We start from the raw sequence: 12,512 nt of genomic DNA, 5'->3' as shown, positions 1-12,512 counted from the left end.
CACTCTCGGGAAGACAGCGCATGCAATGGATTTTCATGCTGGTCGGCTTGGCCATGGGGGCGGCGGCTGGTGAATCGATCACCGGCGCCTTGCTGGGGGGGCTGATGGGCCTCGGCCTGGGGCAGGCGATCCGCCTGCAGGGCCTGGGGCAGGAAAATGCCCGCCTGCAGAAGGAACTCCGCGAATTCTCCACCCGCTTCGAAAAGGGCACCGAAGCCCTGTTCCAGCGCCTGCTGGAGGTGGAGAAACGCACCGCCGAGCGGCCGGCCCGCGCCCCGGTGGCCGACGCGCCGCCCGCCCCGGCGGTGGAAACGCCCGCCGCCGTGCCTCAGCCCGAGGTCACCGCCCGGCCCGAGCCGCAGCCTGAAGAGACCGAGCTGGTCTGGGAACTGCCGGCCGACGTGGAGCCGCCTGTGGCTGCGCAGGTCGCCGCCGAGGGGCCTGCCGCGCCCGAAGCGCCGCTGGACTGGACCCTCGAGCCCCTCCCCGAACCCGTTGCCGCCGCCGAAGCGGCGCCTCAGCAACCGGAACAACCTGCACCACGCCCCATCGTCCGGCATGCTCCGGCGCCCCGCAGCGAGCCGGGTTATCGCTACGAGCCCTCGCTGTTCGAGCGCGGGTTTGCCGCGGCCAAGGCCTGGCTGTTCGGCGGCAATACCGTGCTGCGCGTCGGTGTGCTGCTGCTGTTCCTCGGCCTGGCCTTCCTGCTGCGCTACGCCACCGAAGGCATGGTGGTGCCGATCCAGGTGCGCTACGCCGGCGTGGCGGCGGCCGCCATCGCCCTGCTGGGGCTCGGCTGGTGGTTGCGTCGCCGCAACCCGTCCTATGCCTTGATGCTGCAGGGCGCGGGGATCGCGGTGCTGTACCTGACGGTGTTCGCGGCCATGCGCCTGCACCCGCTGCTGGACCCGAAGGCCGCGCTGGTGCTGCTGGTGGTGGTCACGCTGTGCTCGGCCGTGCTCGCGGTGCTGCAGGATGCACTCGGCCTGGCCGCTGCTGCGGCGCTGGGTGGTTTCGCCGCGCCGATCCTCACCTCCACCGGCAGCGGCAACCATGTGGCGCTGTTCTCCTACTTCGCCCTGCTCAATGCCGGCATCTTCGCCATCGCCTGGTTCAAGGCCTGGCGCCTGCTCAACCTGATCGGCTTCGTCGGCACCTTCGGCATCGGCATGGCCTGGGGCATTAACAGCTATAAGCCGGAGCTGTTCGCCAGCACCGAGCCCTTCCTGGTGCTGTTCTTCCTGATGTACGTGGCCATCGGCCTGCTGTTCGCCCGTCGGCGCCTGCGCGAGGCGGCCAACGCACCGACGGAGCGTGACGCGCTGTTGAACTGGTCGGTCCGCCAGGGCGACTACCTAGACGCCACCGTGCTGTTCGGCCCGCCGCTGGTGGGCTTCGGCCTGCAGTACGCGGTGATCCGCCACCTGGAATTCGGTGCCGCCTTCAGCGCCCTGGCCCTCGGCCTGTTCTACATGGTGCTGGCGCGCCTGGTGGCCGGGCGCACCGCCGGCCGCGCGCTGCTGCTGGTGGAAACCTGCCTGGCTCTGGGCGTGGTGTTCGGCACCCTGGCCATCCCGCTGGGGCTGGACGCCCGCTGGACCTCCGCCGCCTGGGCGGTGGAAGGGGCCGGCATCTTCTGGCTCGGCCTGCGCCAGGGCCGCCCGCTGGCCCGCGCCTTCGCCCTGGCCCTGCAGGCCGGTGCGGCGCTGGCCTTCATCAGCGGCCTGGAGCTGGGCCGCAACAGCCTGCTGGAAGGCGCGCCCCTGGGCGCCCTGATGCTGGGCGTGGCCGGCCTGTTCAGCTACTGGCAGCTGCGCATCACCCCGGCGGACCGCCTGCGCAGCCACGAGCCTGGCCTGCAGCCGGTGCTGGCGGCCTGTGGCCTGGGCTTCCTCTACCTGATCGCGCCGCTGTGCTGGTACGCCGAAGGCACCGCCATCGCCTGGGCGCTGGCCGGCCTGGCCACGCTGTTCGCTGGCCTGCGCCTGCGTTCGCGCACCTTCCTCTTCGCCGCCTTTGCGGTGCAGTTGCTGGGTGGGGCGGTGTTCCTGCTGGGCATCGACCGCGACAGCCTGGGCGCCGGCGGCGCGCTGGGCTGGCGCAGCCTGATCACCGCCTCGCTGATCGGCCTGGCGCTGATCGGCGGCATGCTGGTGGCCGCGCGGGACGAGATGGTGCGCGACGACGCGCGCCTGCTGCGTGGCATGTCCGTGGTGCTGCTGGCGGGCCTGGTGTTCATCAACCTGGCGGTGCTGTTCGTCCTGCCGTGGCGCTCGGCCGCCGCCGTCTGGGGCGGCAGCGGCCTGCTGATCATCTGGCTCAGCCTGCACCTGCAGCTGCGCGCCAGCTTCGTCTTCGGCCTGGGGCTGCAGGCCGTGGCCGGCATCACCTTCCTGGCGGTCAGCCCGCTGCTGCTGGGTGAGCTGAGCAGCGAGGGGCTGCGCCCGCTGGCCCATGCCGGCTTCTGGACGCCGGCCGTGCTGGCCCTGGCGGCGCTGGTGGGGGCCTGGCGCCTGCACCGCGAGCACCGCCGCGAAGACCCGCGCCTGCCGGGCGTCAGCCTCGGCCACCTGGCCCAGCTGCTGCTGGTGTGGAGTGCCGGCTGGTGGGCCCTGGCGGGGCTGTTGGAGATCATCCGCTTCGCCGAGCCGGCGCTGCGCGTGCCCCTGGCGCTGGTGCTGGCGGCCCTGAGCGTGGCGGCCTGGTCGCAACTGGCGCGTCGTGAGCGCTGGGAAGGCCTGGCACTGCTCTGCCTGCTGCTGGTGCCGGCGGCGCTGGTGGCCCTGCTCGGTGCCTGGACGCCGCGCTACCACCCGGCGGCCGACTTCGGCTGGCTGGGCTGGGGGCTGGTGTTCGCCGCTCACCTGCTGGTGCTCAAGCGCCTGCATGACCTGCTGCCGGAGGGCGCGCGCAGTGCCGCCCACGTGCTCGGCTGCTGGTTGATCCTCGGTGTGCTGGCGCTGGAGCTGCGCTACCTGCTCCTGCTGCTTTCCGAGCACTACAACGCCTGGCGCTGGCTGGGCTGGGCGCTGCTGCCGAGCCTCTACCTGCTGGCGATGACCCGCCTGCCGCGCCTGCCCTGGCCGGTGTCCGCGCACCCGCGCGAGTACCGCCTGTGGGCCGCGCTGCCGCTGGCGCTGATGATGCTCGGCTGGTTCTGGGTGGCCAACGCCTGGAGCGACGGCAGCGCCGATCCGCTGCCCTACCTGCCGCTGGTCAACCCGCTGGAGCTGGGCCTGCTGTTCGCCCTGCTGGGGGTCAGCCTGTGGCTGCGCGACTACCTGCCCGAGTTCGGCCTGGGCGAAGACGTGGAGCGCTGGCTGCCCCAGGTGGTGGTGGGCGCCTCGCTGTTCGCCCTGGCCACGGCCGTGGTGTTCCGCACCGCCCACCACTGGGGCGGCGTGCCCTTCACCCTGCAGGCCCAGCTGGATTCCATGCTGGTACAGGCGGGGCTGTCCCTGGTCTGGACCACCATCGCCCTCGGCCTGATGGTCGGCGGCCACCGCCGCGTGCACCGCGAGCTGTGGCTGGTGGGCGCGGCGCTGATCGGCGTGGTGGTGGCCAAGCTGTTCTTCGTCGAACTGGGCAACCGGGGCGGCCTGGAACGCATCATTTCCTTCATCGGCGTCGGCGTGCTGCTGCTGGTCGTCGGTTACTTCGCGCCCTTGCCGCCCAAGCGGGGCGCCGCTGAAACGGAGCAGGTCAGTACATGAGTCGTCTAACCCTGTTGCTGGGCGCCTGCCTGGCAGTGGCCAGCCCGGCATTCGCCGCCGAGAAGCTCGCCGACTACACCGCCCAGGTGCCGCTCAAGGTGGAGGGGCAAGGCCCCTGGTACCGCCTGGAGCTGCCCATGGCCCTGCAACTGGCGGCAGCCCATGGCGATCTGCGTGACCTGCGGGTGTTCAACGCCGAGGGCGAGCCGCTGGCCTACTCGCTGACCCGCAGCGAAGGCAGCACCGCCCGCACCGAGCAGGCGCTGGACCTCAAGTGGTTCCCCCTGCGTGGCCCGGCCAATGTGGACAGCGCGCCCCGCGTGCGGGTGGAGCGCAGCACCACCGGCACCCTGGTGGAAGTGGTGCCGGAGGAGCCCGCCGCACCGGGCGAGCGCCTGCGCGGCTGGCTGCTGGACGCCAGCGCCGCCCAGGGCCCGCTGGAGCGCCTGGTGCTGGACTGGACGACGGGCGAGGAGGGCTTCCAGCGCTTCTCCATCGAGGCCAGCGACGACCTGCAGGACTGGCGCCCCTGGGGCACCGGCCAACTGGCCCGGCTGAGCTTCGGCGGGGATCGCATCGACCAGCGTGAAGTGGCGCTGCCGGGCCAGCCCGCCCGCTACCTGCGCCTGTTGTGGCTGGACGCCGAGGCTCCGGTGCTGTCCGCCGCGCGGGTCACCACGGCCAGCCGCGAGAGCCGACCGGCGCCGATGGTCTGGTCCGATCCGCTGCCGGCGCGCAGTGAAGGGGAGGGTGAGTACCGCTGGGACCTGCCGCTGCCCATCGCCGCCGAGCGCCTGCGTTTCGCCCTGGAGCAGCCCAACACCCTGGCACCGGTCCAGCTGCAATCGCGCAACGACCCGGCCGGCCAGTGGCGGCCGCTCACTTCGGGCCTGCTCTACCGCCTGCCGGGGGAGGGCAAGGAGAACGTCCATGACGAGCTGATCCTCTCCGGCTGGGACCGCATCCAGCAGGTGCGCCTGAAGGTGGACCTGCGTGCCGGCGGCTTCGGCACCCAGGGCCCGGCGCTGCGGGTGGGCATGCGCGCCACCGAGGTGGTGTTCCTCGCGCGGGGCACCGGCCCCTTCGTGCTGGCCGTCGGACGCCCGGCGGCCACGTCCTCGGCGCTGCCGCTGGGCACCCTGGTGCCCGGCCTGCGGAACGACTCGCTGGCGAAGATGGGCCAGGCGCGGATCGAGGGCGACCTGCGCGTCACCCAGGCCGTGGCGGAGGAGAAGGCCGCTGTCCAGGCCGAGCAGACCGACTGGAAGCGCTTCGGCCTCTGGGCCGTCCTGCTGCTGGGCGTGGGGCTGCTGGTGATGATGGCGGTCAGCCTGCTGCGTACCCAGAACAAGGGCGCATAAGCGGCGTCATTGCCACCATCTGTCACATGAATGGTGGCTTTTTGCTGTATCTTTGCCCGGTCGCGCGGCATGGGCCGCGCCTCCCTTCCAGACAGGTTCCGACGCCGTGAAACGCGCTTCCTCCCCGCTGCCCCATGCCCTTGTCCGGCGTGCCGAGGCTGTTCGCCCTGTGGAAGCGTGTCGGTGAGCCTGTGTTCGATCCCGGGCTGGAGCCTCACGCCGCCGGTGCTGTTCACCGGGGTGGTGGCGGTCGGGGTCATCCTGCTGGCGCGCTGGGTCGGTCGACAGCGCTACTTCCCTGGCCGCGCCAGTTTCATCCTCATGCACCTGGGCATCCTCTGGTGGCTGGGTGCCGCCGGACTGGAGCTGGCTGCCGAGGGCGCCTCGTGCAAGGTGCTGTGGGCCACCATGGCCTGGCCGGGCATTGTCGGGGTGCCGACGCTCTGGGCGGTGTTCCTCTGGCAGTACGTCAACAGCATCCGTGAGCCCCTGTCGCCGCGCCGTTACCTGGCGCTGTCCATCGCGCCGCTGCTGGCCTGGGCGCTGGCGGCCAGCAACCCCTGGCACCAGGCCTTCTACGGGCCGGGCACGTCGCCGCTGAGCGACCTGCCCGGCGCACCGGTGCGCTATGAGCACGGGGTGCTGTTCCACGGCGTGGCGGTCTACGTCTACCTGCAGATGCTGTTCTGCCTCTACGTGGTGGCGCGCGCGGTGCTGGCCAGCCACGGCCTGCACCGCCGGCACTACCTGGCGTTCGTCTTCGTCACCTGCGTGCCCTGGGTCGCCAATGCGTCCTACGTGATCTTCGGCTGGACCCTGTTCGGGTTCGATCCGACCCCCTTCAGCTTCGCCTTCACCCTGGCGGCGTTCTCCTGGCTGATCGTCGGTGTGCGCCTGTTCGACCTGATGCCGGTGGCGCGCCACCTGCTGCTGGAGGAACTGCCCGACCCGGTGCTGGTGGTGGATGCCAAGGGCCGTGTCATCGAGGCCAACCCGGCGGCCCTGCGCCTGGCCGGTCTGCGCGGTGGCTGGCAGGGCCGGGTGCTGGCGGAGTGGCCGGTGGTCGGCCAGCCGCTGCAGGCGCTGTTGCAGGAGTCGGGCAATCTGGAGGCGATGCTCACCCTGGAGGCGCCGGAGCGCTACTTCGAGGTGCGCTGCCGGGCCATCGAGCGGCTGACCCGCACCGGCAACCACGTGCTGGGGCGGATGATCTACCTGCGCGACGTCACCGCGCGGCATTGCAGCGAGCTGCAGCTGGCCGAGGCCCTGGCCACCAGCGAGGAGCGCCTGCGGACCATCTCCAGCCTCCACGAGCAGTTGCGCCAGCAGGCCCTGCGCGACCCGCTCACCGGCCTCTACAACCGCCGCTACCTCAGTGAGTTCTTCGAGCGCGAGATGGCCCGTGGCCTGCGCGAGCAGAGCCCGATCGCCCTGGCGCTGATCGACCTGGACCACTTCAAGCAGCTCAACGACCGCCACGGCCACCTGGTGGGGGACGACGTGCTCAAGGGCGTCGCCGGCTACCTGGAGTGCAGCCTGCGCAGCTCGGACGCGGTATTCCGCTTCGGCGGCGAGGAGTTCCTGCTGGTGATGCCCGGGGCCGATGCCCACGAGGCGGCCGAGCGCCTGGAGGCGATCCGCCGTGAACTGGCCACCACCGCCCTGGTGACCCGCAACGGCGAGCTGCGGGTGACCCTGTCCGCCGGCCTGGCGGTCTGGCCGGGCCAGGGGCAGGGCCTCGACGAGCTGCTGCAGATCGCCGACGCCGCCCTCTACGAGGCCAAGCGCAACGGCCGCAACCGCGTCTGCAGCCTGGCGAGCCTTTCGTCCTGAGCCGTCACTGAACCTGTGCGCCCGTGTCGCGTCTGATCCTTCGGCACCGCTTCGTCAGGGCCCTGCCTGCCGTCCGCCGTGTCGCCTGGCGTGAAGCAATGCGCCGCGAGTCGCGCTAAACTGCGCGCGTTTTTTCCCCATTCCATCCGGAGCCAATTCATGTCCCGCGTTACCCTCAGTCGCTATCTGATCGAGCAGACCCGTAGCCACAACACCCCTGCCGATCTGCGCTTCCTCATCGAGGTGGTGGCGCGTGCGTGCAAGGAGATCAGCCACGCGGTGTCCAAGGGCGCGCTGGGTGGCGTGCTGGGCAGCATGGGCACCGAGAACGTCCAGGGCGAAGTGCAGAAGAAGCTCGACGTGCTCTCCAACGAGATCCTGCTAGAAGCCAACGAATGGGGCGGCCACCTGGCCGGCATGGCCTCCGAGGAAATGGACAACGCCTACCAGATCCCTGGCAAGTACCCCAAGGGCGCGTACCTGCTGGTGTTCGACCCGCTGGACGGCTCCTCCAACATCGACGTCAACGTCTCGGTCGGCACCATCTTCTCGGTGCTGCGCTGCCCGGATAAGTACCTCTCGCAGAACGACAGCCTGAACGAACAAGCCTTCCTCCAGCCCGGCACCCAGCAGGTCGCCGCCGGCTACGCCATCTACGGCCCGCAGACCATGCTCATGCTGACCCTGGGCGACGGCGTGAAGGGCTTCACCCTGGACCGCGAGCTGGGCTCCTTCGTGCTCACCCACGACACCATCCGCGTGCCGGAAACCACCGCCGAGTTCGCCATCAACATGTCCAACCAGCGTCACTGGGAAGCCCCGGTGAGCCGCTACGTGGGCGAGATGCTGGCCGGCAAGGAAGGCCCGCTGGGCAAGAACTACAACATGCGCTGGATCGCCTCCATGGTGGCCGACGTGCACCGCATCCTGACCCGTGGTGGCGTGTTCATGTACCCCTGGGACGCCCGTGAGCCGGAGAAGCCCGGCAAGCTGCGGCTGATGTACGAAGCCAACCCGATGTCCTTCATCATCGAGCAGGCCGGCGGTGCCGCCACCAACGGTCGCCAGCGCATCCTCGACCTCCAGCCCGAGTCCCTGCACCAGCGCGTGCCGGTGTTCCTGGGCTCCAAGGAAGAAGTGGCCCGGGTCACCGGCTACCACCTGGAGTAACCCATGCAGCCCTGGCAGCCACTGCTGGACTGGTGGTTCGGGCCCGAGGCCCCGGCCAGCGAGGTGGTGGCGAGCCGCCAGGGCCTGTGGTTCGGCAAGCGTGACAGCCAGGACCGCGAGGCCGGGGAGCACTTCGGCCCGCGGGTGGAGCAGGCCCTGGCCGGCGGCCTCGCCGAGTGGGGCCAGTGCCCGGACGGCTGGCTGGCCCGGCTGCTGTTGCTGGACCAGTTGCCGCGCATGATCTTCCGCGACCAGCCCCGCGCCTTTGCCGGCGATGCCCTGGCCCGCGAGCAGGTCCGCGACGGCCTGGCGCAGGCGTGGGACCGGCAGCTCCCGCCGATCCGCCGCGTCTTCGCCTACCTGGTGCTGGAGCACGCCGAGGACCTGGCCCTGCAGGACGAGGCCGTGCAGCGCTTCGCCGCCCTGCGGGATGCGGTACCCGAGACCGAGCGCAGCCCCTTCGACAGCTACCTGGACTACGCCGAGCGGCACCGCGCGGTGATCGCCCGCTTCGGTCGCTTTCCCCACCGCAACGCCATCCTGTCGCGCGCCTCCACCGAGGCGGAGCTGCGTTTCCTCGAGGAACCCGGCTCGCGCTTCTGAATCCAATGGGCATCCGCCGCCTCGCTGTGCCAAGCTTTGCGGCGTTCCTACCCCTGAACGGAGTCATCCATGCGCCTGCGTATCCTCGCCCTGCTGTCCGTCTGCGTCGCACTCGCCGCGTGTAACAAGATCAACCAGGAGAACTACTCCAAGATCAAGGCCGGCATGGCCAAGACCGAGGTGGAGCAACTGATCGGCGAACCCACCGAATGCTCCGGCGCGGTCGGCCTCACCAGTTGCACCTGGGGTGACCAGCAGACCTTCATCAGCATCCAGTTCGCCGCCGACAAGGTGGTGATGTACCAGGGCAAGGGGCTGAAATGATGCGCCGGGCCCTGTTTGCTGCCGCCCTGCTGCTGGCCGGCTGTGCCGGCACCGGCAGCCCGGCGGAACCGCCGCGTACCGCCGGGCAGGTGGACCTGCAGCGCTACCAGGGCACCTGGTACGAGCTGGCGCGCCTGCCGATGTTCTTCCAGCGCAACTGCGCCCAGTCCGAGGCCCACTACAGCCTGGAAGGCGAGGGCCGCGTCGGCGTGCTCAACCGCTGCCGCACCCCCGAGGGCGAGTGGCAGGAGGCACGCGGCTACGCCGTGCCCCAGGTGGAGGGGCAGACCGACAAGCTCTGGGTGCGCTTCGACAACGTCTTCACCCGGCTCTTCCCGGACCTCGCCAAGGGTGACTACTGGGTGCTCTACCTGGACGAGGGCTACACCACCGCGCTGGTGGGCAACCCGAACCGCGAATACCTGTGGATGCTCTCGCGCACCCCGGTGGTTTCGGAGAAGACCCGCGCGCGCCTGGTGCGCCTGGCCCAGTCCCAGGGCTACGACACCGACCGGCTGATCTGGCGCACGCCCGACAGCCAGATGCCCTGACCCCGGCGGCGGGCCGTCAGCCCAGGACGGTCCGCAGCACCTCGGCGAAGGCCCAGGCCGTCGCTTCCTCGGCTGGGTGGTGGCCGTTGCGCACCACCCAGCGCCCGGCCACCATCACATCCCGCACCTGGCGGTCGCCGCCGGCGAACAGCCAGCGGTTGAGCAGCGCATCCCCCTCGGCGGTGGCCAGGTAGGGGTCGGTGCCGTCCAGCACGATCCAGTCGGCCCGGCTGCCCACGGCCAGCGCCCCCACCGGTTGGCCCAGGGCCTGGGCGCCGCCGGCCAGGGCCGCGTCGAACAGGGTGCGGCCCACCTGGGGCTGCTCCGGGCGATACAGGCGATTGCGCCGCTGGTCACGCAGGCGCTGGCCGTATTCCAGCCAGCGCAGTTCCTCCACCACGCTCACCGACACATGGCTGTCGGAGCCGATGCCCAGGCGCCCGCCCCGGGCGAGAAAGTCCACCGCCGGGAAGATCCCGTCGCCCAGGTTGGCCTCGGTGGTCAGGCACAGACCCGCCACCGCACCGCTGCGGGCCATGGCCTGCACCTCATCGGCTTCGGCATGGGTGGCGTGCACCAGGCACCAGCGCGTGTCCACCGGCGCGTGTTCGTACAGCCACTGCAAGGGACGACGGCCGCTCCAGGCCAGGCAGTCGTCCACCTCCTTCTGCTGCTCAGCGATGTGGATGTGGATCGGCCGGGCCCCGTCTTCGGCGGCCAGCACCGTGGCCAGTTGGTCGGGCGTCACCGCCCGCAGGGAGTGGAAGCACAGCCCCAGCCCCTGATCCGCCGGCAGTGCCTCGCGCAGGCGCTGTTGCAGGGCCAGGTAGCTGTCGGTGCTGTGGATGAAACGGCGCTGGCCCTCGTTGGGTGGCAGGCCGCCGAAGCCGGCGTGGCTGTAGAGCACCGGCAGCAGGGTCAGGCCGATGCCGCTGTCGCGGGCGGCGCGGCTGATGCACAGCGCCAGCTCCGCAGGGTCGGCATAGGGCCGGCCGGCCGGGTCGTGGTGCACGTAGTGGAACTCGGCCACGGCGGTGTAGCCGGCCTTGAGCATCTCCACGTAGAGCTGGCGGGCGATCACCTCCATCTGCTCGGGGCTGAGGCGGCCCACCAGGCGGTACATCAGCTTGCGCCAGGTCCAGAAGCTGTCATTGGGGTTGCCTGCCACCTCGGCCAGGCCGGCCATGGCCCGCTGGAAGGCGTGGGAGTGCAGGTTGGGCATGCCCGGCAGCACCGGCCCATGGAGCCGCTCGGCGCCCTCGGAACCGGCATCGGGGAGGACCTGTTCAAGCAGGCCGGAAGCCCCGACCTCGAAGCGGACATTACGTGCCCAGCCCGAGGGCAGGAGGGCTCGTTCAGCGTGGAAGGCAGGCATGGCGCGGGCTCCCGGTGAGTGGTCTTATTTGTATATACATATACAGACGTTGTAGGGCGCCGTAAACTTGCGCCTGTCCGTGCTTGTCCGCCGGTGTCGAATCCGGTACATGCCGGTAGCGGGCGCCTGCCTGGTGCCCGCCGTTTCCACAAGGAGATTCCCGTGTCCCCATCGCCCTCCGCGCCGTCCTCCCTGGCCGCCCAGATCGGTGACGCCCCCGCGCCGCTGTACGCCCGGGTGAAGCAGATGATCACCCAGCAGATCCAGTCCGGCGCCTGGCCGCCGCACTACCGGGTGCCGTCGGAGAGCGAGCTGGTGAGCGAGCTGGGCTTCAGTCGCATGACCATCAACCGCGCCCTGCGCGAGCTGACCGCCGACGGCCTGCTGGTGCGCATGCAGGGTGTGGGCACCTTCGTCGCCGAGCCCAAGGGCCAGGCGGCGCTGTTCGAGGTGCACAACATCGCCGAGGAGATCGCTGCCCGTGGCCACCGTCACCACTGCGTGGTGGTCAGCCTGCAGGAAGAGCAGGCCGGCCCCGAGCGTGCCCTGGCGCTGGACCTGCGCGAAGGCCAGCGGGTGTTCCATTCGCGCATCGTGCACTTCGAGAACGACGTGCCGGTGCAGATCGAGGACCGCTACGTGAACCCCGCCGTGGCCCCCGACTACCTGGCCCAGGATTTCACCCGCCAGACGCCCCACGCCTACCTGTCCCAGATCGCCCCGCTCACCGAGGGCGAGCACGTGGTGGAGGCCATCCTCGCCGACGCCGACGAGTGCCGCCTGCTGCAGATCGAACGGGGCGAGCCCTGCCTGCTGATCCGCCGCCGCACCTGGTCCGGGCGCAACACCGTCACCAGCGCCCGCCTGCTGTACCCCGGCTCGCGTTACCGCCTCGAAGGACGCTTCGGCTCATGAACCGCATCCGCCTGCTCAAGGCAGCCGACTACCCGCGCATGCCGTGGAAGAATGGCGCCGGCTCCACCCTGGAGATCCTCCGGGATGCCGGGGACGGCCTCGACGGCTTCGGCTGGCGCCTGTCCATCGCCGATGTCGGCCAGTCCGGCCCGTTTTCCGCCTTCACCGGCTACCAGCGCGTCATCACCGTGCTCGAAGGTGCCGGCATGCGCCTGACCGTGGACGGCCAGCCTTCCCGCGACCTGGGCCCCCTGGATGCCTTCGCCTTCGACGGCGGGGCGGCCGTGGACTGCACCCTCATCGACGGGCCGATCCGCGACTTCAACCTCATTTACGCCCCCGCGCGCTACGCCGCCCGCTTGCAGTGGCTGCGCCTCGACGGGCCGCAGTCGCTGTTCAGCGATGCCGACCACCTGCTGCTGTTCGCCGCCGAAGCAGGCGCCGGCCTCCAGGGCGGCCCGCTGCTGGAGCGCCACGACTGCCTGCACCTGGAGCGCTCGGGCGGCCTGTCCGAGGTCCGTCTCGAGGGGGCCGGCACCCTCTGCCTGATCGAGCTGCTGGCGCGCTGAGGCGCGCCCGACCTTCCCTGCGTTCCCCGCGCTGCTCGCCCTTGCCGGGCCCCCCCGTCTGCCTGCCTCCCACTGTTACCGAACGCCTCAACGGTGTG

Annotated in this window: 10 protein-coding genes; 9 read left to right on the top strand and 1 reads right to left on the bottom strand. The window is 70.8% G+C overall.

The window, feature by feature from the left end; translation table 11 throughout:
* Nucleotides 1–20 precede the first annotated feature (20 nt).
* The 7 genes from PotMrB4_RS26400 to PotMrB4_RS26370 all read left to right on the top strand — a co-directional run bounded on the left by PotMrB4_RS26400 (nt 21) and on the right by PotMrB4_RS26370 (nt 9,555).
* Nucleotides 21–3,713: a DUF2339 domain-containing protein gene (locus PotMrB4_RS26400; protein WP_172434870.1), complete on the top strand. Its 3,693-nt coding sequence runs from the start codon at nt 21–23 to the stop codon at nt 3,711–3,713.
* Entirely contained in the window at nt 3,710–5,074 is a 1,365-nt protein-coding gene (locus tag PotMrB4_RS26395) for a DUF3999 domain-containing protein (protein ID WP_044405446.1), read from the top strand. The genes PotMrB4_RS26400 and PotMrB4_RS26395 overlap by 4 nt, the downstream gene beginning before the upstream one ends.
* 183 nt (nt 5,075–5,257) lie before the next feature.
* Nucleotides 5,258–6,907: a histidine kinase N-terminal 7TM domain-containing diguanylate cyclase gene (locus tag PotMrB4_RS26390; RefSeq protein WP_232060771.1), complete on the top strand. Its 1,650-nt coding sequence runs from the start codon at nt 5,258–5,260 to the stop codon at nt 6,905–6,907.
* Nucleotides 6,908–7,066: 159 nt separating this feature from the next.
* Nucleotides 7,067–8,077, top strand: coding sequence for a class 1 fructose-bisphosphatase (locus tag PotMrB4_RS26385; protein ID WP_044405451.1), 1,011 nt, complete (start codon nt 7,067–7,069; stop codon nt 8,075–8,077).
* Between the two features lie 3 nt (nt 8,078–8,080).
* Nucleotides 8,081–8,680, top strand: a complete 600-nt coding sequence (locus PotMrB4_RS26380; protein ID WP_172434868.1) for a DUF924 family protein — start codon at nt 8,081–8,083, stop codon at nt 8,678–8,680.
* A gap of 69 nt (nt 8,681–8,749) precedes the next feature.
* Nucleotides 8,750–9,004, top strand: coding sequence for a lipoprotein (locus PotMrB4_RS26375; RefSeq protein WP_044405457.1), 255 nt, complete (start codon nt 8,750–8,752; stop codon nt 9,002–9,004).
* Complete coding sequence (locus PotMrB4_RS26370) at nt 9,004–9,555, top strand: lipocalin family protein (protein ID WP_172434867.1); 552 nt, start codon at nt 9,004–9,006, stop codon at nt 9,553–9,555. Before PotMrB4_RS26375 ends, PotMrB4_RS26370 begins: the two co-directional genes overlap by 1 nt.
* A gap of 16 nt (nt 9,556–9,571) precedes the next feature.
* On the opposite strand, the gene PotMrB4_RS26365 is transcribed toward PotMrB4_RS26370, so the two are convergent.
* Nucleotides 9,572–10,930 (bottom strand): formimidoylglutamate deiminase, encoded by a 1,359-nt coding sequence (locus PotMrB4_RS26365; protein WP_172434866.1) that lies wholly within the window; start codon nt 10,928–10,930, stop codon nt 9,572–9,574.
* 162 nt (nt 10,931–11,092) lie between these two features.
* Here PotMrB4_RS26365 and hutC point away from each other — a divergent pair, with 162 nt between their 5' ends.
* On the top strand, nt 11,093–11,845 hold the full coding sequence (gene hutC, locus PotMrB4_RS26360; RefSeq protein WP_069559931.1) for a histidine utilization repressor: 753 nt from the start codon (nt 11,093–11,095) through the stop codon (nt 11,843–11,845).
* Nucleotides 11,842–12,414 (top strand): HutD/Ves family protein, encoded by a 573-nt coding sequence (locus PotMrB4_RS26355; RefSeq protein ID WP_165664929.1) that lies wholly within the window; start codon nt 11,842–11,844, stop codon nt 12,412–12,414. Before hutC ends, PotMrB4_RS26355 begins: the two co-directional genes overlap by 4 nt.
* Nucleotides 12,415–12,512: the final 98 nt, after the last annotated feature.

The sequence above is a fragment of the Metapseudomonas otitidis genome (assembly GCF_011397855.1).
Taxonomy (GTDB): domain Bacteria; phylum Pseudomonadota; class Gammaproteobacteria; order Pseudomonadales; family Pseudomonadaceae; genus Metapseudomonas; species Metapseudomonas otitidis.
This window is presented reverse-complemented; position numbering and strand designations above follow the sequence as displayed.

Coding starts and splice junctions, on each gene's coding strand:
- PotMrB4_RS26400 (WP_172434870.1), top strand. CDS start 21: ATGCAATGGATTTTCATGCTGGTCGGCTTGGCCATGGGGGCGGCGGCT.
- PotMrB4_RS26395 (WP_044405446.1), top strand. CDS start 3,710: ATGAGTCGTCTAACCCTGTTGCTGGGCGCCTGCCTGGCAGTGGCCAGC.
- PotMrB4_RS26385 (WP_044405451.1), top strand. CDS start 7,067: ATGTCCCGCGTTACCCTCAGTCGCTATCTGATCGAGCAGACCCGTAGC.
- PotMrB4_RS26380 (WP_172434868.1), top strand. CDS start 8,081: ATGCAGCCCTGGCAGCCACTGCTGGACTGGTGGTTCGGGCCCGAGGCC.
- PotMrB4_RS26375 (WP_044405457.1), top strand. CDS start 8,750: ATGCGCCTGCGTATCCTCGCCCTGCTGTCCGTCTGCGTCGCACTCGCC.
- PotMrB4_RS26370 (WP_172434867.1), top strand. CDS start 9,004: ATGCGCCGGGCCCTGTTTGCTGCCGCCCTGCTGCTGGCCGGCTGTGCC.
- PotMrB4_RS26365 (WP_172434866.1), bottom strand. CDS start 10,930: ATGCCTGCCTTCCACGCTGAACGAGCCCTCCTGCCCTCGGGCTGGGCA.
- PotMrB4_RS26355 (WP_165664929.1), top strand. CDS start 11,842: ATGAACCGCATCCGCCTGCTCAAGGCAGCCGACTACCCGCGCATGCCG.